At 57.5% G+C, this 26,641-nt stretch carries 24 protein-coding genes; 11 read left to right on the forward strand and 13 right to left on the reverse strand.

From position 1 onward, the window contains the following. From IPM39_17825 to plsX, 10 genes are all read right to left on the reverse strand, one after another. A partial coding sequence (locus tag IPM39_17825; GenBank protein ID MBK8987898.1) for an ABC transporter ATP-binding protein occupies nucleotides 1-690 on the reverse strand: 690 nt, incomplete at its 3' end. Between the two features lie 84 nt (nucleotides 691-774). After that, a complete protein-coding gene (locus IPM39_17830) occupies nucleotides 775-1,572 on the reverse strand; it encodes an ABC transporter ATP-binding protein (GenBank protein ID MBK8987899.1) in 798 nt (265 codons plus the stop codon). Between the two features lie 110 nt (nucleotides 1,573-1,682). After that, on the reverse strand, nucleotides 1,683-3,386 hold the full coding sequence (locus IPM39_17835; GenBank protein MBK8987900.1) for a leucine/isoleucine/valine transporter permease subunit: 1,704 nt from the start codon (nucleotides 3,384-3,386) through the stop codon (nucleotides 1,683-1,685). An 11-nt stretch (nucleotides 3,387-3,397) separates the two neighbouring features. Continuing rightward, entirely contained in the window at nucleotides 3,398-4,468 is a 1,071-nt protein-coding gene (locus IPM39_17840; protein MBK8987901.1) for a branched-chain amino acid ABC transporter permease, read from the reverse strand. 157 nt (nucleotides 4,469-4,625) lie between these two features. Continuing rightward, nucleotides 4,626-5,888: a branched-chain amino acid ABC transporter substrate-binding protein gene (locus IPM39_17845; protein ID MBK8987902.1), complete on the reverse strand. Its 1,263-nt coding sequence runs from the start codon at nucleotides 5,886-5,888 to the stop codon at nucleotides 4,626-4,628. Nucleotides 5,889-6,157: 269 nt separating this feature from the next. Beyond that, nucleotides 6,158-6,865, reverse strand: coding sequence for a phosphate signaling complex protein PhoU (phoU, locus tag IPM39_17850; GenBank protein MBK8987903.1), 708 nt, complete (start codon nucleotides 6,863-6,865; stop codon nucleotides 6,158-6,160). Nucleotides 6,866-6,874: 9 nt separating this feature from the next. Further along, complete coding sequence (locus IPM39_17855) at nucleotides 6,875-7,564, reverse strand: MBL fold metallo-hydrolase (protein MBK8987904.1); 690 nt, start codon at nucleotides 7,562-7,564, stop codon at nucleotides 6,875-6,877. Beyond that, nucleotides 7,545-8,279, reverse strand: coding sequence for an NERD domain-containing protein (locus IPM39_17860; protein MBK8987905.1), 735 nt, complete (start codon nucleotides 8,277-8,279; stop codon nucleotides 7,545-7,547). The genes IPM39_17855 and IPM39_17860 overlap by 20 nt, the downstream gene beginning before the upstream one ends. A 168-nt stretch (nucleotides 8,280-8,447) precedes the next feature. Then, complete coding sequence (gene fabF / locus IPM39_17865) at nucleotides 8,448-9,722, reverse strand: beta-ketoacyl-ACP synthase II (GenBank protein ID MBK8987906.1); 1,275 nt, start codon at nucleotides 9,720-9,722, stop codon at nucleotides 8,448-8,450. Next, complete coding sequence (gene plsX, locus IPM39_17870) at nucleotides 9,719-10,747, reverse strand: phosphate acyltransferase PlsX (GenBank protein ID MBK8987907.1); 1,029 nt, start codon at nucleotides 10,745-10,747, stop codon at nucleotides 9,719-9,721. Before plsX ends, fabF begins: the two co-directional genes overlap by 4 nt. A gap of 383 nt (nucleotides 10,748-11,130) precedes the next feature. Here plsX and IPM39_17875 point away from each other — a divergent pair, with 383 nt between their 5' ends. Both IPM39_17875 and arsM read left to right on the forward strand, forming a co-directional pair. After that, a complete protein-coding gene (locus IPM39_17875) occupies nucleotides 11,131-11,454 on the forward strand; it encodes a helix-turn-helix transcriptional regulator (protein MBK8987908.1) in 324 nt (107 codons plus the stop codon). A gap of 55 nt (nucleotides 11,455-11,509) precedes the next feature. Then, nucleotides 11,510-12,319 carry an arsenite methyltransferase gene (arsM, locus tag IPM39_17880; protein ID MBK8987909.1) on the forward strand — a complete coding sequence of 270 codons (810 nt, stop codon included), beginning with the start codon at nucleotides 11,510-11,512 and terminating at the stop codon, nucleotides 12,317-12,319. A 91-nt stretch (nucleotides 12,320-12,410) separates the two neighbouring features. On the opposite strand, the gene ssb is transcribed toward arsM, so the two are convergent. After that, nucleotides 12,411-12,839: a single-stranded DNA-binding protein gene (gene ssb / locus IPM39_17885; GenBank protein MBK8987910.1), complete on the reverse strand. Its 429-nt coding sequence runs from the start codon at nucleotides 12,837-12,839 to the stop codon at nucleotides 12,411-12,413. Between the two features lie 269 nt (nucleotides 12,840-13,108). Then, the gene (locus IPM39_17890; GenBank protein MBK8987911.1) at nucleotides 13,109-14,359 is read right to left on the reverse strand and encodes a Glu/Leu/Phe/Val dehydrogenase; all 1,251 of its coding nucleotides are present in this window, start codon (nucleotides 14,357-14,359) and stop codon (nucleotides 13,109-13,111) included. Nucleotides 14,360-14,951: 592 nt separating this feature from the next. Between IPM39_17890 and IPM39_17895 the strand changes: the two genes are divergently transcribed. The 5 genes from IPM39_17895 to IPM39_17915 all read left to right on the forward strand — a co-directional run bounded on the left by IPM39_17895 (nucleotide 14,952) and on the right by IPM39_17915 (nucleotide 21,131). Further along, nucleotides 14,952-15,767, forward strand: coding sequence for a DUF92 domain-containing protein (locus tag IPM39_17895; GenBank protein ID MBK8987912.1), 816 nt, complete (start codon nucleotides 14,952-14,954; stop codon nucleotides 15,765-15,767). Nucleotide 15,768: 1 nt separating this feature from the next. After that, a complete protein-coding gene (locus tag IPM39_17900; GenBank protein MBK8987913.1) occupies nucleotides 15,769-16,704 on the forward strand; it encodes a WD40 repeat domain-containing protein in 936 nt (311 codons plus the stop codon). A 313-nt stretch (nucleotides 16,705-17,017) separates the two neighbouring features. Continuing rightward, nucleotides 17,018-18,130 carry an FHA domain-containing protein gene (locus IPM39_17905; protein MBK8987914.1) on the forward strand — a complete coding sequence of 371 codons (1,113 nt, stop codon included), beginning with the start codon at nucleotides 17,018-17,020 and terminating at the stop codon, nucleotides 18,128-18,130. A 14-nt stretch (nucleotides 18,131-18,144) separates the two neighbouring features. Continuing rightward, nucleotides 18,145-19,668: a protein kinase gene (locus IPM39_17910; protein MBK8987915.1), complete on the forward strand. Its 1,524-nt coding sequence runs from the start codon at nucleotides 18,145-18,147 to the stop codon at nucleotides 19,666-19,668. After that, nucleotides 19,632-21,131: a hypothetical protein gene (locus IPM39_17915; GenBank protein ID MBK8987916.1), complete on the forward strand. Its 1,500-nt coding sequence runs from the start codon at nucleotides 19,632-19,634 to the stop codon at nucleotides 21,129-21,131. The genes IPM39_17910 and IPM39_17915 overlap by 37 nt, the downstream gene beginning before the upstream one ends. A 146-nt stretch (nucleotides 21,132-21,277) precedes the next feature. On the opposite strand, the gene nadE is transcribed toward IPM39_17915, so the two are convergent. Beyond that, nucleotides 21,278-23,404, reverse strand: a complete 2,127-nt coding sequence (gene nadE / locus IPM39_17920) for an NAD(+) synthase (protein MBK8987917.1) — start codon at nucleotides 23,402-23,404, stop codon at nucleotides 21,278-21,280. A 189-nt stretch (nucleotides 23,405-23,593) separates the two neighbouring features. Here nadE and IPM39_17925 point away from each other — a divergent pair, with 189 nt between their 5' ends. The 4 genes from IPM39_17925 to IPM39_17940 are packed head-to-tail and all read left to right on the forward strand — an operon-like array spanning nucleotide 23,594 to nucleotide 26,481. Continuing rightward, a complete protein-coding gene (locus tag IPM39_17925) occupies nucleotides 23,594-23,908 on the forward strand; it encodes a DUF3253 domain-containing protein (protein MBK8987918.1) in 315 nt (104 codons plus the stop codon). 38 nt (nucleotides 23,909-23,946) lie between these two features. Next, nucleotides 23,947-24,960, forward strand: coding sequence for an aldo/keto reductase (locus tag IPM39_17930; protein ID MBK8987919.1), 1,014 nt, complete (start codon nucleotides 23,947-23,949; stop codon nucleotides 24,958-24,960). Between the two features lie 34 nt (nucleotides 24,961-24,994). After that, nucleotides 24,995-25,750: a nucleoside phosphorylase gene (locus IPM39_17935; protein MBK8987920.1), complete on the forward strand. Its 756-nt coding sequence runs from the start codon at nucleotides 24,995-24,997 to the stop codon at nucleotides 25,748-25,750. Then, the gene (locus IPM39_17940) at nucleotides 25,747-26,481 is read left to right on the forward strand and encodes a GNAT family N-acetyltransferase (protein MBK8987921.1); all 735 of its coding nucleotides are present in this window, start codon (nucleotides 25,747-25,749) and stop codon (nucleotides 26,479-26,481) included. Before IPM39_17935 ends, IPM39_17940 begins: the two co-directional genes overlap by 4 nt. Nucleotides 26,482-26,641: the final 160 nt, after the last annotated feature.

The following is a 26,641-nucleotide window of genomic DNA, read 5'->3' on the forward strand; positions in this document are numbered from 1 at the left end:
CTGGACCATCGGATTCCTCTGCAATTCTTTGGCCGAATCGCTGAGAACGATGGTCCCGGTCTGGAGTACATAGCCACGATGGGCGACTTGCAAGGCCATATGCGCGTTTTGTTCCACCAGCAAGACAGTCGTGCCAGTCTGGTTGATGGCTAGAATGGTGTCAAAAATGGCTTCCACCAGAACCGGAGCCAGACCCATCGAGGGTTCGTCCAGCAGCAGCAAGTTGGGCCGTGACATCATCGCCCGGCCCATAGCCAACATTTGCTGCTCGCCACCGCTCATGGTCCCGGCGAGCTGCTTTTTACGTTCTGCCAGACGAGGGAACAAGTCATAGACAGCTTGTATATCGGCGAGAATGCCTTCTTTGTCTGTGCGGTGAAAAGCGCCCATTTCCAGGTTTTCTAACACTGTCAATTTGGCAAAGACACCGCGCCCTTCGGGGACCATGGCCACGCCCTTGCTGACCAGGTGATGGGCTTTGAATTGGCTTAAATCTTCGCCGCCCAGAGTGATAGCGCCCGGCTTTGGCGGAATCAGGCCGCTGATGGAGCGCAGCGTGGTGGTTTTGCCGGCGCCATTGCCGCCGATGAGGGAAACAATTTCACCTTTTTCAACCTTCAGTGAAATACCTTTCAGGGCGTGAATGTTGCCGTAGTAGGCGTGTAGATTGTTGATTTCGAGTAGGGCCATCTGGATGATTCCTTGCCTCTTTCGTCGTAGTTTTCGGTATTCGGTGCTCAGTGACCAGTGTTCAGTGTCTTCCGTTTACACGGGTTACACAGGCACTTCAATAGTCGCGCTGGCGGCCGCGCCGCGCCCCAGATAGGCTTCAATAACCTGCGGATTGCTTTGGATGTCGGCCGGTAGACCCTCGGCGATTTTTTTGCCGTAATCCAACACGGTGATGTATTCGGAAATGCCCATGACCACGCGCATATCGTGTTCGATGAGCAGGATGGTGATGTCTAATTCGTCGCGCATGTGTTTGATAAATTCGGTGGTTTCGGCTGTTTCACGGGGATTCATGCCGGCCGTTGGTTCGTCCAGCAGCAGCAGTTTGGGTTTACTGGCTAAGGCCCTGGCAATTTCCAGGCGGCGCTGATCGCCATAGGGTAGGTTGCGGGCCAGGTCGTCGCCTTTGCCGCGCAGCCCCACAAAATCGAGCAGGCGGTTGGCTTCTTGAAGGGCTTCCCGTTCTTCCTTGACCGTTGTGGGCAGGTGGAAAAGCGCGCCGATCCAATTGGAATGCAGTTGGGGTTCCATGCCGCACAAGATGTTTTCAATGGTGGACATGGAGTTAAACAGGCGGATGTTTTGATAGGTGCGGGAGATGCCCAGTTGGGCGATTTGGTCAGGGGAGCGGCCTTTGATGGAACGGCCGTTAAACACAATATCCCCCTCGTCAATGTTGTAAAAGCCGGTGATACAGTTGAAGAAGGTGGTTTTCCCCGCGCCATTGGGGCCAATAATACTGACAATAGAGCGCAGAGGAATGCTAAAAGTCAGGTCGCTGACAGCCACCAAACCACCAAATCGTTTCACAACTCTTTGTGTTTCCAGGATGTTGGTCATGGATGTATCCTCTTTGCTTAGTAATCGTCTAGGAGTAACTTCCTGTTTTTTAGATTGGACCAATCTTGGAGATTGGTCCAATCTGGGCCATGTAATTTCTAGATGATCACTTAGGCCAGCGAGCTGGCTTCTTCCAGCTCATCGTCGTGCCTGTGCGCCATCTCTTCCGCTTCGTGCAGTTCGCGGCGGCGAATGGGTGAAGGCCACAGCCCTTCGGGGCGCAGCAGCATGGTGACGATAAGCAGCGCGCCATACAGCAGCATCCGATACTCGGCAAATTCGCGCAGCAGTTCCGGCAGGCCCACCAGCACCAACGCGCCGACCACCACGCCAGGCAAGCTGCCCAGCCCACCAACGATGATCAGACTTAACACGTTGATGGAGATGAGCAGGTTGAAGCTGTGGGGAAAGATGGAGCTAAGGCGAGCGGCAAAAATAGCCCCGGCCAGACCGGAAAAAGCGGCGCCGGTGGCAAAAGCCATCAGTTTGGTGCTGACAAGGCGGATGCCCATCGCTTCGGCAACGTCTTCATCTTCGCGCAGGGCCATCCACTGCCGCCCTAACCGCGCATCGCGGAAACGCCAGGAAACAAAAGCGGCCAAAAGACAGCCGGCCAATATCAGGTAATAAAAATGCTGCGGCTGGACAAAAACGAAGCTGCCGATTTGTGGCCGGCCGATTTGCAGGATACCTTGCGCGCCGCCGATATATGGTTTGAGCAGGTCGGAGACGACAAGGACGCGGATGATTTCACCAAAGCCCAGGGTAACGATGGCCAGATAGTCACCGCGCATTCGCAGGACAGGGATGCCCAGGATGATCCCGGCGGTGGTGGCGGCCAATACGCTGAAGGGCAGCGCCGTCCAAAATGACAACCCGCCGATACCCAGGTGTCCCTCGGTGGTGAGCAGCCCCATCACATAAGCACCGATGGCGAAAAAAGCGACGTAGCCCAGATCGAGCAGACCGGCAAAACCAACGACGATGTTTAGCCCCAGCCCCATGAGAATGAATGTGCCCACAATGTTGGCGACTTCGGTGAGGTAGGTTCCCATGATGATGGGCAGCATGAGGATGAAAATGATGAGCAGGCCGATGTTGAGGCGGCGTAGTTGGGTGGCGGTAGATGGCGACATGGTGGCGCGGCGCTGCTGCATGGCGCCCTGGCCCTGGGCGGCCCACCAGGCGCTGCCAACGGTGGCCAGGATGAAGATGAGAACGGCCGTCACCGGGGTAATCCCTTTAGCGCCAAACAAGAAGCTAAGCAGGCCGCGAGGGGCATACGGCCGTAAAATCAGCAGCAAAATCTCCGACAACAAGCCAATGCACAGCGTCCATAACAGGCCATACAGCAGCGGCTTCTGAATGCGCTGCGGCAGCATGTCGAAAGCCGCGCCCAGGACACCCAACACCCCCATGACGGCCAACAGGATCAGACTGCCGGTGACTGGTTCCTGCCCAAACGTCAGAATTTCGATGAGCGCCGGTGAGACGTTGACGAAGGAAGTGCGAATGCCTGGCCAGGCGATGGTCAGGAAAATGAGGGCGATGACGGGAACGGCCGTTAACAAGCCGGCCGTCAGACCACGCAGCACAACCCCCAACGGCGCGACCCCTTCACCCTTTTGCCAGGAAAAATACCCGGCGAGCAGCGCCGCGCCAAATAATAACAACTGTCCCAATGTTAAAACACCGGTGATAATGTCGCGCACGTCAAACGATTGAACCATGCCAATGGCGCTGACGCTTAAAGCCACCACCCCGGCGATCAGGCCAATACGGACCGCTTTGCCAAAGTTCGCTGTTTGGGTCATGGGTCGCTCCTTTAAGCCTTTTTCTCGGCCAACTTCTCGCCGATGAGACCTTGCGGACGGAAGATCAACACCAACACCAACATGGTAAAGGCGATAACGTCTTTCAATTGGTGCGCGCCGGTCAGTCCCAATCCTTCCAGGAACAGCGGCGGCCCCACCGCCTCGATCACGCCCAGCAGCAAGCCGCCCAGCGCTGCGCCGGGAATGCTGCCAATGCCGCCAAACACAGCGGCCGTAAACGCCTTGATGCCCGGCACAAAGCCCATGTAAAAATGAACCTGGCGGAACACCAGGCCCCACAACACCCCAGCGATGCCAGCCATCGAGGCGCCAATGGCAAAAGTGATGGAAATGGTGCGGTCTACGTTGATGCCCATCAACGCAGCGACATCTTTATCTTCGGCGACAGCGCGGATGGCTTTGCCTGTTTTGGTGCGCTGGATAAAAAGGGAGAGGAATATCAGGGCCAAAACGGTCGTAGCCATGACGACAACGCGAGTGCGCAAAAACTCCAGGCCAAAGATAGAGATGCGCCCTTGCAGCACAGCCGGGACGGGAAAGGGAATCAGCGCCGAGCCAAACAGACCGCGAAAAAAATATTGCCAGAAAAAGGACGCGCCAATGGCTGTAATCAGTGGAACCAGTCGGGGCGCGCGCCGCAGCGGGCGGTAAGCAATGCGTTCGGTTAACAAAGAGATGCCAATGGCGGTGAGAATGGAAACGGCCGTAATCAGCAGCAGCCCCAGCAATGGATTAGAATCTAAAAACCCCGATGCGCTTAAATACGTCGCTACCAACACAGTAGACGTCACCGCCCCCGACATAAAAAACTCACCATGGGCAAAATTAATCATAAACAAAACGCCGTAAACCATGGTGTAACCCAGGGCGATCAGCGCGTAAAGACTGCCTTGCGACAGACCTGAAATGAAAAAATCTAACCATGTGGACGCGGAGTACGTATTTCCCACCCCCAAAAACAGCTTGGCCACCGTACCATAAATAACCAATACAATGATGACAGCCCGAAACAACCACAAAAAGACGCCGATGAAATCAATCTCTTTGAATCGTGGGGACATGCGCTCCTGCTCCATAAGGTCACGGCCACAACGGGCGAGACCATACTCCTGCGTGTCGAGAACGGTTAAACCAAATGAAGATAAGAACAGGCTCCGGGCATGGCCGGAGCCTGTTCTTATTAACTCGGCATGTCAGACATAGCCGAATGCTTGAAGATTAGGGCCATATGCGAGCAAATTCGCCGCTTTGGACCTGACTGACGGAGATTTTCGGGTCGGCGCAGTCACCATTGGCGTTGCAGGTGATGGTTCCGGTAATACCTTCCAGGCCGGAAGTGGCAAACAAAGCATCGCGCAGCGCCTGACGGCCGATCAACAACGAACCGTCGGCCCCTTGTTGGGCGACCTTTTCGATGGCGTCCAGCACCATGTTGGTGGCGTCAAAGGCGTGGGCATGGAATGGCGCAGTGGGGTCGCCGCCGGCCTTTTCCCGATACAATGGCAGGAAGGTGTCGGTGTAGAAGGCATTGCTGAAGCTCAGGTCTGGGCCAGAGGCATACATCTCTTCAGACGTGCCAGACGTATTCGCCAGGAAGCTGGGCGATTGAATGCCATCCGCGCCGGCCAGGATGACGCCGCTCAGGCTGTCAATGTCGCTGGCTGTGTTCACAATCAACGAACCCAACGGGATGAAAACGGGCAGATAGATGAATTCTGGGCCAGCCGTAGCGACGGAAGTCAGCAGTGGCTCCACGTTGGTCGCGTCTGCGGCTTCCGCTTCAAAAGCGACCATTTCGCCGCCCAGAGCTTTGAAGGCGTCGGAGAAGACAGATGCCAGACCTTCGGTGTAGGGGTCGCCATCGTGGATGGCCGCTGCTTTGCGGATGCCCAATTCATTGTAGGCAAATTCGGCCATCGCCGCGCCCTGAACCTCGTCGTTGTGGGCGGTGCGCAGATAGCCGGGTTGATGCTGCGCCGGATCGGTCAGTGACGGGGAGGTGTTGGACGGGGAGACCATGGCGTAACCAGCATCCGATATGATTTTGGCTGCCGGAACGCCAGCGCCAGAGCAGCTCGTGCCAATCATGGCGACGATCTGCGGGTTGGAGACGATTTTCTGGGCTGAGGTTTGTCCACCTTCGGCGCTGCAGCCGTCATCTTCTGGCTGCAAGGTGATGGAATGGCCCATAATTTCGCCGCGCAAAGCAATGGCGATTTCTACGCCATACTGCGAGTCCAGGCCAAGTTCCGTGTTGGGGCCGGAAATGACCAGAGAGGACGCCAGCAGAATAGGATCACCGGCGGCGATTTCCACACAGCCGATGGCATCGGTACAGGTGGCGGCGGCGGGAGCTTCGGGGGCGGTTGCGCCGGTTGTGGGCTGGGCGGCCGGCTCAGTGGTGGTACCACCGCCGCCGCAGGCAACCAGGAACAGGGCCAACAACAGGGATAACAATACCAAGAGAGTTGATCGTTTCATGTTTTCTCCTCCTAAGGATGTTTTTATCATCTACAGAACTCAGTGATGAATTTTATACAGCTTAACTTACGTGACTTGATAGTGGGGGGGAACTTGGTGGTGCGTATAACAGGTTTTTCTCTTCTATTCCAGTTATCACCTCCTCATCAATAGTACTTTGATACCGAAGAAATTCTAGTGGATAATTATCTCTTGTCAAACGGCAATTTATTTTTGGGGGGAAAAGGACGGCCGTTCATTCCCCACCGGCCATCCTTTTACTGGGTTGTCTACTCGGGCAGTAACGCCCCAAAATCGTCAATGTCGTCAATATCGTCCAGATTTTCCACAAACTCACTGGTAACCATAAAGATAACCCGCTCGGCCATGTTAATCGCCCGATCTCCCATCCGCTCCAGATTATGACCAATCCACAGCAGGAAAGTGGCCCGCCGAATGTATCCGGGGTCTTGCTGCATTTGCTCTAAAGCCCCCACATAGAGTTTGCGATAATGATCGTCCAGTTTATCATCCCGTTTAATCACGCTGTAAGCCAGGTCTACATTACGCTCAATATAAGCACGCACACTCTGCTCCACCATTTGGCTGGCGCGTTTAGCCATTTTGGGCAGCTTGTACAATGTATCTATAGACTCTTCGCCTTCCAGGCGCGAGACCAGCTTGGCAATACCGGCGGCGTGGTCGCCAATGCGTTCTAGTTCCACCGCCATGTGAATACCGGCAATCACCACGCGCAGGTCAATGGCTAATGGCTGCTGGGTAGCCAGAATACGCAGGCTTTCTACTTCAACTTTGAATCGCAGGGCGTTGATTTCATGGTCGCCGACGATTACTTCTTGAGCCAGCCGCACGTCTCGCTGCGCCAGGGCGGTCATGGCCTGGTCTATGGCTGTTTCCACCAGGCTGCCCAGACGCAAAATATCTTCGCGCAAATCGTTTAATTCTCGTTCTAAGACGGCTCTTTGTTGCAAGGCCATGGGAACACCTCAATTTTGTGTCAGTTCTGTATACAACTGCATCCGATGGTTGCCGTCGGGGTCGGCCAGCGGCGCCCCGTGACCGCAGGCGAAGAGAGACGGCGTTTTTTCCAATAAACGAAGGGCGGACTGCTGGGCGGCTTGTTTGTCGGCGGTGATGGCCGGGGGAGAGGATTGGAGACGGCCGTTACGTGTGTTCAGCGCATCACCGGCAAATAACAAGCCGGTCGTCGGGCTGTACAGGGAGTAGTGGTCTGTCGTGTGGCCCGGCGTCGCCAATACTTCCAGGCCGCCCATCACCGGCACTGTGTCGCCAGCCCGGAAATGGCGCAGCGCCGCCTCAGGCACAGGTTTGTACCTGAAGAAGGTATCGGCGATGATATGGGCCAGCCAGGGGAGGTGTTTGGGGGAACGGCCGTTCTGCAGGAAAACGGCCGTGTCGTCACTGGCATACACCAGGGCGCCGGTGGCTGCCTGAACAGCCGCGGCGCTGCCGGCGTGGTCCAGATCGGCGTGGGTAATGACGATGCGCTTCAGGTCGGTCGGCTGATAGCCTAACCGGGCAACGGCCGTCAGCACCATCCCTTCATTCTTCGGCATTCCAGCGTCAATCAGCGTCAACCCATCCCCATCCACACACAGATACAGGTTCACCGATTTGCCAGCCAGCCAATAAACGTTAGCTTGAATCTCCCTCATACACAACCTCGGCCAGATGCACCGCCTGACCATCAAACGCCCGACGAATGGCCCCATACACCTCTGGCGACAATACCTCATGTTTCTGTTGACGCAAAAAGCCTTTGACCTTGGTGTAGTGCATGGCCGGGATGCGCGACTCTTTCAGGTCCAGCTCTGATGCGCCTTTGGTGGTAAAGACGATCAACGCGCCGATGGGCACTTCTTCCACCTCTGGGGCATTTTTGCGGATGAAGTTAGCCAGGCCCTCGACCATTCTTTCCACTTCCTGCGTTGGGTTGCCAATGGGTTCTTGCCCCAACAACCGGCGCAAAAAACCGCCCTTCTGCTGCCATTTGTCCCCCTGTACACTAATTTTGCCGGTATGGGGCTTGGGGTTAAAGACGATGATGCCCTGAGGCGTTAGCAGGGTGTGCGGGGCCGGCAGGAGAAAGTGGTAGATACGGCCGTTTTTGCTCACCTTCCGCGCCGCTTCATCCAATACCTGGTCCGGCCGTGGGCTGCGCACGTACCGCTGTGTCAGATAAATACCCACCTGCGACGCAATCCAACCCACAAACAGGGCCATCAACTGAAAGATAAACACCCGCTGGAAATCCGCCGACACAAACGCCAACGCCAGACCAAGCAGCAAAATACCCATGCCGCCATAACTGGTAATTTTGGCTATCAGACTCAGCCGGGCAATCCGTTTTTCATCGCGTAAGATAATCATAGCACTCAGTTCGTTGGTTTGTTAAAAATGGTTGATTTCAGGTAACTATTTACCACGGAGACACGGAGGGCACAGAGATTGAACCTGTAAACATTCCGTGTTCCTTCAACTACGTTCAGGACAAGCCTCTGTGCCTCTCGTGGTGAAATCCCAAAGATCCCTTTTCTTTCAGATGTGATTGGCGTATTTCCCCAGGACCAGGCAGGCATTTTGCCCGCCCAACCCAAACGAATTAGACAACACACTCTGCACGTCGGCCCGGCGCGGCACGTTGGGCACATAATCCAGGTCACATTCGGGATCTGGCGTCTCGTAATTCCATGTCGGCGGGATGAGGCCATGCGTCAGCGTATACACCGAGAAAATCGCTTCTATGGCTCCCGTACCGCCCATGGCGTGCCCCATCATAGATTTGTTGCTGCTGACAGGGATTTCGTAGGCCGGTTCGCCGAACAACCGTTTAATCGCCAGCGTTTCCGTCAGGTCATTCATCGGCGTGCCTGTGCCGTGAGCATTAATATATTGAATGTCGCCGGTTCGCAGACCGCCATCTTCAATGGCCCAACGCATGGCCCGCACCGCGCCAGCCGCGTCTGGGTCCTGCGCCGCCACATGAAACGCATCCGAAGAAGAAGCATGGCCCAACAGTTCGGCGTAAATCTTCGCACCACGCGCCAACGCCTGGTCCAGGCGTTCCAAAACCACCACACCCGCCCCTTCGCTGAGGATAAAACCCTCACGGTTTTTGTCGAACGGTTTGCTGGCCTTCTCTGGCGCGTCGTTGTAACTGGTAGCCATCGCCCGCATCGCCGCAAATCCGGCGATGGCCGATTCGTGGATCAACCCCTCCACGCCGCCGGTAATCACCACATCGGCCGAACCGCGCCGGATAAACTCCGCCGCTTCGCCGATGGCCTGTGTGCCGGTGGCGCAGGCAGCCACCACGGTGCTGATGGGACCCATAGCCTGAGCCAGCAGGCTGACGTGGTAACTGGGCATATTGGGCAAAAAAGAAGTCATGGCAAAGGGGCTGACCCGGCTGAAACCTTTGGTGCGCAGCACCGTCGTCTCCCGTTCGCCCACCTCAAACCCGCCGACGCCGGTGCCAATGAGCGTGCCCGTGCGTTCGTTGTCCGGCAGGCCATGCGCCAGCCCGGCGTCAGTCAGGGCCATTGTCGCCGCAGCTACGGCCAACTGCGACGCGCGCGACATGCGCCGCGATTCTTTGAAGTTCATGTAATCGCCGGGATTGAAGTCCTTCACTTCGCCGGCAATCCGCACCGGCAGGTGGCTGGCGTCGAATTGGGTAATGGGGCCGACGCCGGAACGGCCGTGTATCAGATTGTCCCAGCTCTCGTCGGCCGTGTGGCCCAATGGTCCGATCATGCCCAGGCCGGTGATCACAATTCGGGGCCGTCCACGGGCATCCAGAAAATTTGTCATAGTTCTTCCTTCAGTTGGGCAGCCGCCGGTTTTACTGCGGCTAAACCTTCCGCGATGGACGCCACAACGTTGTGGGCCACCAACTGCCGCGCCTGCCCTACCGCCTGCTTGATGGCGTAGGCGTTGGAACGGCCGTGTCCAACAATCACCGCCCCGTTCACGCCCAACAGCGGCGCGCCGCCCACTTCGTGCGGGTCTAGCCGCCGCCGCACCCGCCCAAACGCCGATTTTGCCAGCAGGCCACCAACGGCCGTTAGCGGGTTTGCCATCAGTTCTTCCCGGATCAGGTCAGACATGTAGCTGGCGATAGCTTCGGCCGTTTTCATCATAATGTTGCCGGTAAACCCATCGGTCAGGGCTACATCGGCCGCGCCGCGCATAAACTCTTTTGGCTCGATGTTGCCAATGTAATTCAGCCCGCTGGCCGCCAGTAGGGGAATGGCCTCTTTAATCAGCGCATTACCTTTGCCTTCTTCTTCGCCGTTGGAGATGAGGGCCACGCGCGGGTTGGCGATGCCCAAGACCTGCGACACGTACAGGCTGCCCATCAGGCCAAATTGGGGCATGTACTCTGGCCGACAGTCGGCATTGGCGCCGTTGTCCATGAGAAACGGCCGTTCCTTCGTCGGGAAAATCACCCCCAGCGCCGGCCGCTTCACGCCTGGAATGCGCCCCAGACCCACCTGGCGCAGCATGGCAATGCCCAACACCGCGCCGGTGTTGCCCGCCGAGACAAACGCATCCGCTGCGCCGCTGCGCACCAGGCTCAGCCCTACGTGCATCGAAGAATCCGGTTTGCTCTTCACCACATCCGACGGTTTGTCGGTCATGCTCACCGCTTGCCCGGCGTGTTGAATCTCCAATGGTAAACCGGCTGCATCTAATTGCACCAGCTCCGCCTCAATCCGCGCCCGGTCGCCCACCAGGATAATAGTATCCCCAAATTCGCGGGCAGCCAGCACCGCGCCGGCCACATCTGGGCCAGGGTGGTTATCGCTGCCCATAGCGTCTACTACAATTCGCATACAGTTTTGTCCCATTTATGACTAGAAAATTGTTCGTGGATTCTATCGGTGGGCTACTTTTAAGTCAAAAAGGTTCCCCACGCAGCAGCAATTATCAATTTGCAATCCAGCCGTAGGGGCGGGATGGGCGGTGCAACATTTTTGCCAATCACCAATGCCTGGCCTCCCGCCTATCTCGCCCCTCTTTGGGTCCCATTGGGCGAGACGGCGCGGGAAAATGTCTTCGCTGCGGCTGTTCCCCGTCCGCGCCGTCCCGCCCCTACTAGCACACCAGGGTAAATTGAGAATTGCTGCCAGCGCAGAGACGTTGCAATGCAACGTCTCTGCGCTTGACAAAAAATAATCCTGCGCTATCATATAGACAATCTTCGATATATCGAGAAATGATGGACCCTGTGACGTTTGCCAAAGCCATTGCCGACGATACCCGGCAGCAGATTATGCACTTGCTCTGCTGCCGCTGGCTGTGCGTCAATGACGTGGTGGAGCAAATTGGCGGCGTCACGCAGCCAACCGTCTCCCATCACCTGGGCGTTTTGCGTGAGGCGGAGTTGGTGCATACACGGCGTGATGGGAAGCAAGTGTTTTACACCCTGAATCAGGACGCCATCGCCGAATGTTGTGGCACGCTGCTGTTCCGCTTTGCGCCGGAAAAGGTAGCAGAAAGCCCTTTCATCCGGCTGCAAGAAATACCTGTCAATCCTTAACGTCTGGCTCTTTTTTTAGCTAGATATATAGATAAACATCAATATGAGGTGCAAAATGGAAGAGTTAACCCCCGAAAAGATACATGAAGAAGTGCAGGCGCGCTACGGCCGTATCGCCGACGAGTTCAAACTGGAACTGGCTTCCTCCTGCTGTGGCGATGGCGGTGACTGCTGCGGCGACAATCCCAGCGCCGATGCCGAGGGACTATTCGCCAACCTGTACCAGAGCGATACCAGTTGGCTGCCAGACGACGTGACCGGCTTGTCGCTGGGCTGCGGCGACCCCATCGCCCTGGCTGAATTACAGCCGGGGCAAACGGTGCTGGACCTGGGTTCCGGCGGTGGCATTGACTGCTTCATGGCTGCTCGCCAGGTGGGGCCAGAGGGTCACGTCATTGGCGTGGACATGACGGATGCGATGCTGGCGAAGGCCAATCGCAACAAGGCGGTGGTGGGCCTGGAAAATGTGGAGTTTCGCAAAGGGCACATCGAAGCGCTGCCGGTGACCGCAGACACGGTAGATGTGATCATTTCTAACTGTGTGATCAACCTTAGTCCAGACAAACCGGCCGTCTTCCGTGAAGCCTTCCGCGTGCTGAAGCCAGGTGGCAAAATGGCCGTGTCTGATGTGGTAACGTTGGGGCAGTTTACACCGGAGGAACGGGCCAATATGGCTGCCTGGACCGGCTGCATCACCGGCGCGGAGGATGTGGCCGATTACGTGGCGGCTATGTATGCGGCCGGGTTTACGGCCGTTTCCGTGCGTGACAAAGCCAACCCAAACGTGGAACTGGCTGCTTCGCCGCGTATGACCGGCAAACCGCATGTGTTAAGTGGTCGGGTGACGGCCGTCAAACCCGCCTGACATGCAAAACGGCGAGGGGGGCAAAACCCGCTCGCCGTTTTTACTCTACAGACCGGACAGGTTGTTGCAAACCTGGCGGGTATTGCTCGTCTTAGAAAGGAATGTCGTCTTCTTCATGGGCTGGCGCGCCTTCTTCGGCGAAATCACCACCACTGGCGTAGCCACCTTCACCCTTGGGCGTCAGGAAGCGCACGGTGTCGGCCGTGATTTCATAGGATGAGCTAACGGTGCCATCCTGTCGCGTCCACAGCCGCGGTGCGCCGGTTGTGGGGTCTGGCTTCAGGCGACCCTCGACCAATACTTTGCTGCCTTTGGTCAGATATTGATTGGCCGTTTCGGCTTGCTGCCGCCAGACGCTAACGCGGAACCAGGTTGTTTCTTCGCGGGGTTGGCCGCTGGCTTTGTCGGTCCAACGCGAGCTGGTGGCGACGCTGAAACTGGTAACGGCCGTGCCATCGGGCATGTACCGCATCTCCGGGTCGCGTCCTAAGTTGCCAATGATAATGATCTTTTGATACATTGAATTCTCTCCTTTTCTTGAACGAAAAACAAAACTAGCAAGTGCCGTAGCGCCAAAACGCAACAAAATAATATCATAGATTTTGGCTTCGTCGCAACTACCTCAGGCCGCCAATTTGTATGTATCTTATTCCACAATAATAGCACATGTGTTCTTTTTTGACAACTTTTGTCACAGCCAATTCCAGAGAAAGAAGAGGCGCAAGCCATTCAGACCTGCGCCCCTGGCACATATTGAACGTATGCTCGAAACTTTATTTCAAAAAGTTATCATACCCAACCGCGCAGCCGCACTGCCTCGGCTACCCGATTGACGGCTACCAGATAAGCCGCCACGCGGTTCTCCACCTTTTTAGCCTGGGCCATGTCGTGGACTGCCAGGAAGGCGGTAGTGATTTTCTTGTCCAACCGGTCGTTGACCATCGTTTCGTCCCAGTAGAATTGGTAGGCGTTTTGCACCATCTCAAAATAAGAGACGATGACGCCGCCGGCATTACACAAGAAATCGGGAATGATGTAGATGCCTTTGTCGTTTAGGATTTTGTCGGCTTCGGGCGTGGTGGGGCCGTTGGCTAATTCAGCCACGATTTTGGCTTTGATGTTGTCGGCGTTTTGGCCGGTTAATTGATTTTCAATGGCCGCCGGAATCAGGATGTCTACGTCTAGCTCCAACAAATCTTTATTGTCAATCGCGTCGGCGCCGGGGAGTCCGATAACCTTGCCGGTTTGTTGTAAATGTTTTGTCACGTCGTCTGGGTTGAGGCCGTGGGCGTTGTAGACGCCGCCAAACTCGTCGCTGACGGCGATCACTTTCAGGCCAAAGAGATCATGGGCCAGCCGGTGGGCGAAGCCGCCAACGTTGCCATAGCCTTGAATGGCGCAAGTCGCGCCTGCCAGCGTCAGGCCGCGCAGTTTGGCCGCTTCGCGGATGGTGAACATGCCGCCCATGGCCGTGGCTGGTCCACGCGCCGCCGAGCCGCCGAGTTGCAAGGGCTTGCCGGTGATGGCCCCTGGTTCGTGGTGGCCGGTGAGGACTTCGTATTCGTCGAGCATCCAGGCCATGATTTGTGGGTTGGTGTAAACATCCGGGGCGGGTGAATCTTTGGTCAGGCCAACGTAGCGGGAGATGGCGCGCATGTAGCCGCGGCTGAGGCGTTCCAGTTCATCAGGCTGCATTTCACGCGGGTTGCAGATAACGCCGCCTTTGCCGCCACCGAGGGGGATGTCGGACACGGCCGTTTTCCAGGTCATCCACGCCGCCAACGCCCGCACAGTATCAATGGTTTCTCTAGGATGAAAGCGAATGCCACCCTTGGCCGGGCCACGAGCGTCGTTGTACTGCACCCGGAAACCCTGGAAGATTTCCGTATGCCCATCGTTCATCTTCACCGGGATGGTGAAGTGAAATTCACGCATCGGCTGGCGCAAAAATGCGTGCATGTCGGGGTCTAATTGTAAAACGGCCGCAGCGCCATCTAGCTGCGCTTGCGCAATTGCAAACGGATTTAAATTTTCTGTCATGGGAATGTACTTGCTCCTGGTGGGAAAATTTTGTGGATCTTATCTTGCGCTGTCAACGAACAAGACGACTCAACCAGTGACAAAATAGTGGTTGAGAACACTCCCAAGTGTCGGCAATTATCAGAACAATGTCAAGTGAAAATTATCCTTGATCCGGCGTGAAGGAGGGGTGTCATGTGTCATATGCCGGGCCGGGCAGTCGGGTGATTTGTGTCATGAGACAATCGCCAGGTAAGCGGCGACGCGGTTGTTGGCCCGGTTCATTTCTGCCATGCGCCTGACGGCGTGGTACGCGGAGACATAGGTGTAAGCGTTCAGTCCCTTTTGGAATAGTACACAGATGAACACAGATTTTGGATGACTTGAATCTGTGTTCATCTGTGAAAATCTGTGTCCCATTTGTTCTGACGTGAACGGTTACCACAGAACAATAGCTGCGCTAACTGTCATCAGCGCTTCCCAATCTATCCCTGCTTTGGTAAACTTCTGCGGGGTGGGCGCAATTCGTCGCCGTCATTTGTGAGCCGTTGTGTAAGGCGGTGCACAGATTTTGATGACAGATGGCAGGCCTGTGTTGAGGTAAAAGGAAGAGATGATCCAACAACTCGTCAGCGCATTCATCATTAGCAGCGGCATCACTTCGCTGGCCTATCGGCGCAAGTCATTAACCGGATCGGGTGTGGTCGGGGGCCTGCTGGTGGGCACGCTGACGTTGGGGCTGGGCGGCTGGGCCTGGGCGCTGCTGCTGGGCATTTTTTTTGTCAGTTCCAGCCTGTTGTCTCACTTTAAAGAGGGCGAAAAGCGTGAAGCGGCCGAAAAATTTGAGAAGGGACATCAACGTGATTTTGCGCAGGCGCTGGCGAATGGTGGCCTGGGGGCGCTCATCGCTTTGGGCAATGCGCTGATCCCATCGCCCGCCTGGTATTATCTGTTTACCGGCGTCATGGCGACAGTAACGGCCGATACGTGGGCGACGGAATTGGGTACGTTGAGCAAAACCCCGCCGCGCTTGATTACGACGGGTAATGTGGTGGAAGTAGGCACGTCGGGCGGGGTGTCGTTGTTGGGCACGGCGGTTTCTATGCTCGGTGGTCTGCTCATCGGGCTGGCGGCAGGGCTGGCAGGGCGGCGTAAATCGTTTTGGCTGCTGGCGTTGATGGGCGCGTTGAGCGGTCTGATTGGCTCGCTGTTCGATAGTTTGTTGGGGGCCACTGTGCAGCAAATTTATTACTGCGATCAGTGCCAAAAAGACACGGAACGCAAGCTGCACCGCTGCGGCCAGACCACACGGCCCATTCGTGGCTATGCCTGGCTGAACAACGACATGGTTAATTTGCTGGCGTCGGTGATGGGTGGAGCGACGGCCGTTTTGCTGTGGTTGTTATTCCGGCGGCGGAGGTCTGTATGACATGAAAAAGGAACACGCACCACTCGGTTTCTCGCTGCGCCACATTCTCAAAGCCAACAACCGCGCCATCACCCGCATTGCCTGGTCGCCAAACGGCCGTTTCCTGGCTTCGGCCTCCTATGATCAAAGCGTCCGCCTGTGGGACGCCGACACCGGCCAGGAAATGCGCGACATTGTTGGCTACAGTGGCTCTGTCTTCACTGTCGCCGTCACCCCAGACAACCGGCAGATCATCTCCGCTTCCAAGAATGCGCTGAAGATTTGGGATGTGGTCGGCCCGGTGCGACCGTATACCCTGCGCGGCCATCAGGATTATGTCTACGCAGTAGCCGCTTCACCAGACGGCCGTACCCTTGTCTCTGGCGCCTATGACCAGACGCTTAAATTCTGGGACCTGCTGACACAAAGCGAAACAGCTTCTTTGCGCGGCCACACGGGGCGAATTAGCTGCATCGTCGTCAGTCCAGACGGCCGTCTGGTTTACTCCGGCGCCGGCGATGGTCTGATCATGGTCTGGGACGCGGTCGAACATCGCCAACTGCAGGCTTTTTCCGGCCATCAGGGCGAGGTGCTGTCACTGGCGCTGACAACGAATGGGCAAACGCTGGCTTCCGGCAGCCATGATGGCGTCGTGCGCCTCTGGCAGGCGCAAAGTGGGGCACTGCGCCAGACGTTGACAGAGCATGGTGGGCCGATAACGGCCGTATCCTTTTCAGCCGGCGATCAATTTCTGGCCAGCAAATCGGCCGATGGCACAGTGCGCCTGTGGCGCTGCGCCGACTGGCAGACAGTCGCCATTTTAGACGAACCCCATTCATCCTTTGCCTTCGCGGGCATGACCTTTCAGCCCAATGGCAATGGGCTGGCGACGTTGGGCGAAAGAGACACGGTAATCCGGCTGTGGGCGCTGGATTTTGCGCTGTGGGTAGAAAGGTGAACGGGGTAGGAGAACTTCAGAGGCCGGTCCGATTTACACCATGTTATTGCGAAAATACCCAGATCAGCGTTTATCTGCGCCCTGTTTTGACTCCTCCCGCAGCTAGTAACCGTTAGCCGAAGTCCGTATCCCGTTTTCCGTTGGCATTTACCAGAGGCAGCACCCCACGGAATACGGAATACCGAATACGTCTACTAGCCAGACTGCCTAAGCCAGGCTTCAGATGACTCTCCCATCCACAAATTAGCCCAACACCTTCCGATACACCGGTAGAATACGTTATAATGCTTCTTATTTTTACGGGAGGGAAATCGTGACAGTTGAGCTTTACATCCACACCGAATTATCCAATGATGTGAAGGAGCGGCAGGCCACGTTAGCGGCGGCGCGCGCTTTGTATGATGAATTCCACAATTCGCCAGAGCTTTACCTGTTTATCGCCAACATTGATCCAAAACAAGACCCCGCCTTTGCCGGCCTGACACAGCTAGACGCCGTTGTGCTTGGCCCACGTTTTGTAACCCTCCTGGAATTTAAAAACTGCTTCAACCCCATTATCGCCACAGACCTGGAAACAACCTGGTATTCGCACAGCAGCGAAGGCGACGAACCCATGCTGGCAGGGAAGAGTATCAACCCGTTTCAGCAGGTAAGATATGCGCGTAATGTCTGGAAAAATTACCTGCGTCAGGGAGCAGCTAATGTGCTGAAACCGAGCAGGTTAAACCACCTGCGTTATGCCTTTGAACAAAGCGACGCCTGGTCTCATCTTAGCGCCTGTATTCTTATTTATCCAGGGCTGCATCCCGATTCACAACTTTCCCCGCTGAAAAAGGCGCAGCTTTGGTGCCACATAGACAGTGTTAGCCAATTGGGCAAACTGTCTTATATCATTGAATCCCAGCGTCTGATTTTAACGGCCGAAGAGCGTCTGGTTATGACACGCACCCTGTTCCATGCGCGCCCCTGGATGGACAACCGCCTGGGTTTACATGACCTACTGGGCTATTTGCATGTGCAAGAGGTGGGAAAGGAGGCGGTTCGCTACCCAATTCACAGTTATCAGGAGTTTACTATCGGCCGTCAAACCATACCTGCGGGCAAGGGCCACCGCGTTCAACCGCAGCAGACTATTGTGAGCAGTCGCCATACGCGCCTGGAAACAGATGGCAACAAGGTGTATGTGTATGACACCGACAGCAAAAATGGTACGTTTGTCAACGGCCGTCAGATCCCCCCGAACTTACCCGTTCAATTACACGGCACACAAGACGTCGTTTCGTTAGGCCCGCCAGAGAGGCAGGTCTGCACCTTTTGGTTTGAGCCAGAAGCCCCTTACCAGACGCTGCTGCCCACCGAAACGCTGCACCTAGGAAACTCTCCCGACGGTCTGGCAGCCTTCCATCGGCCTGATTCAGACCAATGACGTGAAACGATAGCATGTTAACCGAAGTTGGACGCTACCAGATCATCAGAAAAATAGGCCAGGGCGGCATGGCAGTGGTTTACCTGGCGCAGGATCCGCACATCCACCGCGAGGTCGCCATCAAAATCATGAACACGCAGGCGCTGCAAAGTGAAGAACTGCGCGCCCGCTTTGACCAGGAAGCCCAGACCATCGCCTCGCTGGACCACCCCTGCATCGTACCCATTTACGATTATGGCGAAGTGGGCGGCGCGCCCTATCTGGTAATGCGCTATATGGTCGGTGGCACATTGGATAATTGGCTGCGCCAGGGCGCGCTGCCCTTGCCCACCATCCTGGAAATTTTACAGCGTTTAGCCAGAGCGCTAGATGAGGCGCATCGCCGCGGCGTCGTCCACCGCGACCTGAAACCGGGCAACATCCTGTTCGATCAGCGCCAGACAGCCTTTTTGTCCGACTTCGGCATCGTAAAGCGGCTTAACGCCTCCGTCAACCTGACGCAAGGTCTGAGTACGATCGGCACCCCGGCTTACATGAGTCCTGAACAGGCATTGGGCGGCACAGAATTAGACGGCCGTGCCGACATCTATTCCCTGGGCGTAGTGTTATTTGAGATGCTCACCGGGCAGCGGCCGTTTCAGGCCGCAGACAGCATGGCGCTGCTGCACGCCCACGTATATGAACCTGTCCCGCCCCTGCATCAGTTTAACCCCCACCTACCCGACGAGTATCAGCCGCTTGTCGAAAAGGCAATGGCCAAAAAGCGCGAGCAGCGTTTCGCTACCGCTGGCGAACTGGTACAGGCAATAGAACCGCTGGTTGGTGGCGCGCCGCCGAATGCGGTTGTTCCACCATCGCCGACGTTTACACCACCGACGGTGAGCGCTTACCCACTGAAGCCGCCGGATGCTGCCGGCCTTTCCACCGCCGAACGCCTCAAGCGGCAGATAAAACGCCTGCCAGTTTGGGTGCGCCTTCTGATTATGAGCCTGGCCTTTATTGCGCTGGCCCTGGGCCTGTTCCGCGTCCTGGCCGATTCGGTGGCCGGTTCTTTAACCGGCGCGGCCGTGACCACCCCTCCCCCTACCGGCACGCTGCCCGCTTTGGTCGCCCAAGACACACCCGCCAACTTACCTGAGACGGCAACCCTGCCGGCGGGCACATTGGTCTTGCTGGAATGGGACGACAGCGCTATCTGGCAAAAGAGCAGCAGCGACCTGGCCCGCATCCCATCTGACGGACTCATCTCTTTTGCCGGAACCGAGCCGCAGACGCTGCAAACCAATGCCGGTTCGCTGGAGCTGATTTTGCCGGACCGTTCCCGCTTGTACCTGGACGCCAATACCACGCTGCAAATTGAGCGGGTGGAGGGGGTTGGCGGGGCAGAGGATACGGCCGTTACCCTGCTGTCCGGCCATTTGGTGGCCCAACCGGCCGGCCAATTCTTGCGCATCGCCTCCCGCCCGGCTTTTACGCCGAAGCGCAAACCGGCCTTGTCGGCGTGGAATTTGACGCCGACCGCTCCCATTTTGCTGTAGACTGTCTGCAAAACGGCTGCGCCCTGGTGATTTCCGTCAACCAGCGGCTGGATATGGCCGCCGGAGAAGGGCGCATTGTCGAGCGCGACGTGCTGGTAGACCCCGGCGGGGCGCGCTACGAGCGCTACGCCGCCTGGTTAAGCGCGCCGCCGCTGCCGACGCGGACCCCCTCGCCGGCGCCCGATTCCCCTGTCGCCGACCCGACGACCAGCGCCACGCCATCTTTATTAGCCACGCCAACCGCCGCAACTACACCTGATCTGGTTATTCCCCGGCAGGGTGTGTTTACGATTGGGCGGTCGGTGCGCGGCGCGGCGTTGGAGGCTGTGCGTCTGGGCAATGGGCGGCGGCAGTTTATCCTGGTGGGCGGCATTCACGCCGGGTACGCGCCCAACACCGTGCAGTTAGCCGACCAACTGATCGCTTATTTTAGCGCCAACCCCACGGCCGTTCCCGCCGATGTCACCCTTACCATCATCCCCAGTCTGAACCCGGACGCTGCCGCCGCCACCAGCCGCCTGGCCGGGCGGCTGAACGCCAACGGCGTGGACCTGAACCGCAACGCCGACTGCCGCTGGCTGGCCGACCCGCTGGTTTTGGGCAGCGTCGCCCCTGGCGCTGGCGGCGCGGCCCCGTTTTCCGAGCCGGAATCGCAGGCGTTGCGAGACTTCATCAACCAGCAGCAGCCAACGGCCGTTTTGCTGCTGGCGGCGCACGGGCTGAACTATGGGGTGGCCTCGCCGGGCGCCTGCCTGGAGCGCAGCCTGGTCTCTGTGTCACTGGCAAAGGTGTACGGCCGTGCCTCCGGCTACCGCTTCCCAGACAGCAACAACGATGGCATTGTGCAACCCGATTTGCAGCTCACTGGCGACCTGACCAACTGGCTGGATGGCAGCGGCATTCCGGCCATCGCCGTGCTGCTGCCCAAGTACGAGGCGACGGATTTTGAGCTGAACCTGGCGGGGATTACGGCCGTACTTACCAGTTACAACGGCCCAGAAGAGACCACAAGCAGCCCGGCCACGCCAACGGCCGTCTGCGGACCAGCTGTCATTGCCTGGCCGTCGGTTTACAGCCAACACCAGACCACTTTGGGCTGCGCCAGGAACGAAACACAGCGTCCAGCCGCCGCCACCCAGCGCTACGCTAACGGCCGGATGATCTGGCGTGGTGACAGCAACGAGGTTTACGTGTTGTACGCTGACAACACATTGGCCGTCTATGGGGTAAGTACGGCCGCTGCCTACCAGGAAACAGCCATGCTCAAAGGGGCTTTTGGGCAGGTGTGGCACACCAGGCCGGGCGTCAGCCAGAAATTAGGCGAGCCACAAGAAGCCGAGTACGCCATCAACGACATGGTCATCCAGGACTTCCAGGCCGGCGCGCTGTTCAATTACACCGGCGCCGGCGGCGTGTTTGTGCTGCTGACCGGGCAAAATCGTTGGCTATTGGCCCAAGAGTAAGCGCTACTTGATCATCTAGAAACTACATGGCCCAGATTGGTCCAATCTAAAAAATAGTGGTAACTATACAGCCCCTCTGGGATTGCACCACGAAGACACGGAGACTTGTCCTGAGTGAAACCGAAGGAACACGAAGGATTTACAGGCTAAATCTCCGTGCCCTCCGTGCCTCCGTGGTGAATAGTTACCACTTGCGATTGGTTGACCTGTTCATCTATGCGACGAAACTGCCAGGTCCAACGGGTATTGTAAAGGAACTGGCGCAGGTCGAAGCGGTTGTCGTCCGGTGAGTAAGATTCGGCGTGGTAGGCGGGCGTCAGCACGGTGGTTTTGTGCCGGTTGATGGCGTAAGCGCGGAAGAAATGTTTCACCTTGGCGGCCACTTCTTCCGGTGGCAGATGGTCCCACTCGACGACTAATTTTTCATACATAGCCAGCGGGCCGCAGCGCTGCACCTTGCGCAGGCGACCAAAGTGGCTCAATTCTTCATAGGTCATGCCCATGTCGGCTTCGTCTAGTTGGGCGTAGGCGGCGGTGATGGGTTCCAGTTCGGCTGTCGGCGGGGCAGCGGCCACAGCGTAGAGGGCGGTGTAGCCGCGCGTTGCGGCGGCCCAGCGCAAAAAGCGGCGCAAATCAACCTTGCTGATGCCGCCGATGGGGTTGATGTCGGCGCTGCTGCAATCGTATTTGGTCAGGTAGCCGCGCAAAGCCTCGTCCACGTTGCCTGTGCCTAAAACGAGGAGGGAACCGGCACGGCCGTTCACCCACAACAGCAGCTGCGCCAACAAATAAGACAACACCATGCGCAGCCGCGCCTGGATATTTTGCAGCGCCAGGTTTTCCCTGTCCGAACCGCCATGGGCTTTAAAGCGCGGCGTCTGGCCGGTGACGCTGATGAACAGCTTTTGCACGGCCGTAATCACCGGATCAATTTTAATATCCAAATGTGACGCGCCAATTTGCGCCGCCAGTTGTTTGGCTCGCTGGCGCGTGGCTTTGGAACTGTTCTGCGTGCCCATGTAGCCGGTGTAGAGGATGCGCCCGGCCAATGCGGCCGGGTCGGTGGGCAGATAAGTGTCGTCGGTCCCGGCAATGCGGCGGGCATCGGCGATAACTTGGGCGTTGCCGGCCTCGGCCTCAGCGGCGACCATCTGGCACATGATGCCCACCTGCGCCGCCACCGCTGCACTGTCCGCGCCGCCGGATAGGGGGATAAAAAAGCCATTCATGCCCGAACGGCGCAAATAGTCCCACAACCAGCAAGCCGGCCCAAAGCCAATCTCTTCCTCTGGCGTGTGGTAGCGCACCGCGATGGCGGCTGACGGCCGTCGGCTGACGACCACCGCCCCATCGGTCAGATCAAAATCCACGACGATGCGCGGTACGGGGGCCGCTGCGCTGGCCTGCACCTGGCGGCTGCCAATGGCGCCCCGGTAAGAACGCACTTCCTCCAAATCCACCGTAGCTGTAATCACTTCCACGTCACGCGGCGAAAATTGGGAACCTTGGGCGACAATACGGCCGTTTACGGCAATCAGGGCGCAGCCATCAAAATACAGCCGCCCGCCGTCGCAGCCTTGTTGGTTGGCGTAAAGGTAGACGCCACCGCCTTTGCTCGTCGCGTTCTGGATCAGGTCTATGCGGCGGTGGAGTTTACGCAGTTCGTGGTGGCTGCCGGAGCCATTGGCGAGAATTTCCACCCCGTCCAATCCCAGGTAGACGTTGGGGCTGTCTACGGCGAACAGTTCCTCGCAGCTTTCAGACGCCAGCACGGTGTCGCGGGTGGCGATGGCCGCATCGCCAAAGGGCACGCTGTCTTGGCCGGTGATGGCGCGGATGGCGCGCGGCAGGGCGTACTCTTCGAGAGTGCGGCGGTGCGGCCAGGGTGCGAACCAGCGCGGCTCGCGGTAGTTGCCATCGTCAGCCAGGATAAGTTTAGGGCGGATGAGGAGGATACGGCCGTTCAAGGCCAACACCCGACAGTTGTAACGCACATTCTGGTGCATCACCGGCAGTCCGATGTCGCATAAGATGTCGTTGGTCAGGTCGCCGGACAGCAGTTCGCCCAGGCATTCCCAGGAGTGGCGCAGGGTGTCGCCCTCGAGGAAGGCGTCTTCGCAGCCGTAGCCGGGAATTTCCAGCTCTGGCCCCAACCGATATCTGGCGCCGGCGGCTTTGGCCTGCCGGATAGATTCGCCGATGCGCTGCAAGTTGCCGTCGAAGTCTAAAGCCCATTGGTTCAAATTACAGGTTGCCAGGGTGGTTAATTGCATAATCGTATCCTTTTAGAAATTGTGTCGTGGTGCATAGCGTAGCGGAAACACGGCCGTTTCTCAACCCTTCCCCACCACGACGGTGCGAACCAAATATGGAATTGATGGGCCAACGTTGGCTGGCAATAGCCAGCAGGGGCAGGCTGTGTTAATATCGGCGCAAATCTGACAACCTATTGGATACCCTTGATGGCGAAAGAACAACCAAAGAAACCGCGCCGCGTCAGCGACGATGAAGTACGCGAAACCCTATTACAAATGTGCCGCGCCGCCGGCCTGGACGACTCCGTGCGCCCAGAGGACGTGGCCCGCGCCATTTTGCCCGACTTCTGGCAAACTCTGCTCAAGCGCATTCGCCTGATGGCGAAGCAGCTTACCGTCGCCGGTAAGCTGACCATTCTGCGCAAAGGCGAACCGGCCGACCCGGCTGATTTTAAGGGACTCATCCGCCTGCAAATTACCGAATTGGGCTTGCAGACCGATGAATCGGATGAAGAGGAATAGAAGCCGAACCGACACAAATTTTTCTTAAGGAGTTTAACATGGAATACCGCCGCTTAGGCAAATCAGGCTTACAGGTCAGCGCCCTCTCGTTTGGCGCGTGGGTTACTTTTGGCAATCAGGTGGATATTGATGCCGCCCTGGAAATCATGGCGGCCGCTTATGACGCCGGCGTCAACTTCTTCGACAACGCGGAAGTATATGCCCAGGGGCAGGCGGAAACAGTGATGGGCGCCGCGCTGCAAAAAGCGGGTTGGCGTCGTGACAGCTACATCGTCTCCAGCAAGGTGATGTTTGGCAGCGTGCCCAATGCCCAACCCAACCAGCGTGGGCTAAACCGTAAGCACATCTACGAGGCGTGTCATCAGGCGATGGCGCGGCTGCAAGTGGAGTACCTGGACCTCTACTTCTGCCATCGCCCCGACCCCACCGTACCGATGGAAGAAGTGGTGCGGGCCATGACCGAACTCATTCAGCAAGGCAAGGTCTTTTACTGGGGCACGTCGGAATGGTCGGCGCAGCAGTTGATGGAAGCCTACAGTGTGGCGCGCCAGTACAACCTCATTCCGCCGACGATGGAGCAGCCGCAGTATAACATGTTTCATCGCCACACCGTTGAGGTGGAGTACGCCCGCCTCTACGAAGCTATTGGCCTGGGCACCACCATCTGGTCGCCGCTGGCCTCCGGCATTCTGACGGGCAAGTACAACGAGGCTATCCCAGACGATTCACGCATGAAACTGCCCGGTTACGAGTGGCTGCGGCGTATGTTGGAGAGCGAAGATGGGCAAAAACGGCTGGCGACAACGCGGGAATTAACGGCCGTCGCCGACGACCTCGGCATCAGCATGGCCCAACTCGCCATCGCCTGGTGTGTGAAGAACCCCAACGTCAGCACCGTCATCACCGGGGCCTCCCGCGCCGCCCAGGTAACGGAAAACATGAAGGCGATGGACGCCGCCGCCCAATTGGACGCGGATGTGCTGGCGAAGATCGAGTCTATTTTGAACAACAAGCCGAAAGGCATGGATTTTCAACTAGCCAATAGTCAATAGCCAATAGTCAATTGTCAATATGATGGCGTGGAAGTTGCCCCATACTGGCTTGCTGCCGGATAGTATGCCAACGGCCGTTCTCACCTGTGGCGATCCTGAGCGCGCGGCCCAGATCGCCGGTTATTTTGAAGACGCGGTGTGCCTGGCCCGGCAGCGCGAATACCACACCTACCGAGGGATGTATCGGGGTACGCCGGTGGCTGTTTGTTCGCATGGCATTGGCGCGCCCGGCGCGGCCATCGCTTTTGAAGAGTTGATTGCCGCCGGGGCGCGCCAACTGCTGCGTGTGGGCACGTGTGGCAGCTTGCAGCCTCATGTTCGTCCTGGCGACCTGGTGGTGGCAGTGGCCGCAGTGCAGCATACGGGATACGGCCGTGAGGCAGCCCCGCCGGGCTACCCGGCCATCGCCGACCTGAACCTGACGCAAGCGCTGCGCCAGGGTGTGCAGGCCGGCGGCCACCCCCATCACAGTGGACTGGTGCTAACGCGCGATGCGTTTTTTGCCGGTACGCCAACGGCTTACGCGCCGGATTATGCCGCACTATCGGCGGCCAACGTGCTGGCGGTGGAGATGGAATGCGCAGCGCTGTTCCTGGTGGGCAGTTTGCGGCGTGTGGCGACGGCCGCGATTCTGGCCGTCAATGGCTCCGTGTTGGAAAAACCGGAAGCTATGGACACCTTTGCCGCGTTTGAAACTGTGGTGGCAACGGCCGTGCGCGCCGGAATTGAAGCAGCGTTGGCGACGCTTGTGGGGATTGGGGATGGACGATTGACGGAACACAAAATATGAACCTTTCTGACAAACGCCGCGCCATTCGGCCGCTGCTGAGCGATCGCCCGGAAGACGCGGTGGCCGATTATTACGCCTTTCATCACCCTGATGAGAAAACGGGACTGACGTTGTATCCCAACGAGGCGACACGACCCACGGGCTTCCTGACCTTTTCGCGCACGGGCATGGATTTGTTCCGGCTGCTGGTGACGCTGCGCCTGCCCATCGCCGATTTGGCGGCCAGTGCGGCGGCCATTCACCAGGCGATAGAACCGGATACGGCCGTTATCCTCTTCGGCCCGGCGTCGTATGGCCCATTGCTGCACGCTCTGTTCGATGTACAAACCGAGGAAGCCTTTCGCCTATACGCCTTGTCGCCGCAGCGCTTCGAGCCAATCATCAACGTGCTGGTCATGCAAACGGACGGTCCCAATGGACTGCCTCGTTTCATCGTGCGTTCGCAATCCACCGGCGAGGTGGTGGCCGCCGCCGGGCTAAACTGGCAATCGCCGCGCTACGCCGAGATTTCGGTGACCACCGACCAGGCGCATCGGCGGCAGGGATTGGGACAAAGTGTGGCGGCGGCAATGGTGGAATATGTGCTGCGGAACGGCCGTACCCCTCTTTACCTGGTCAATGAACAAAACACCCCCTCGATCCACCTGGCCGAACAGGCCGGCTTCCGCGATACTGGCTTTAGCAAACTCCTGCTGCAAGCCAGCCTGAAGCTGCCTTTAAGCAAACAGTAATGTCTCTCTGCCATTCTTTCACGCATCATTGATGGACGTTTGCCCCAAAAAAAGTTTAACTATTGACAAACACGGTAGTTAGCTAAGGGTGAACTGTAGTGCAAGGTCAGCAGGTGTTTGTCGTACAGCCTCAGGCGCCATTCTCATCATTTTTGGATGG

It is taken from the genome of Candidatus Leptovillus gracilis (assembly GCA_016716065.1).
Taxonomy (GTDB): domain Bacteria; phylum Chloroflexota; class Anaerolineae; order Promineifilales; family Promineifilaceae; genus Leptovillus; species Leptovillus gracilis.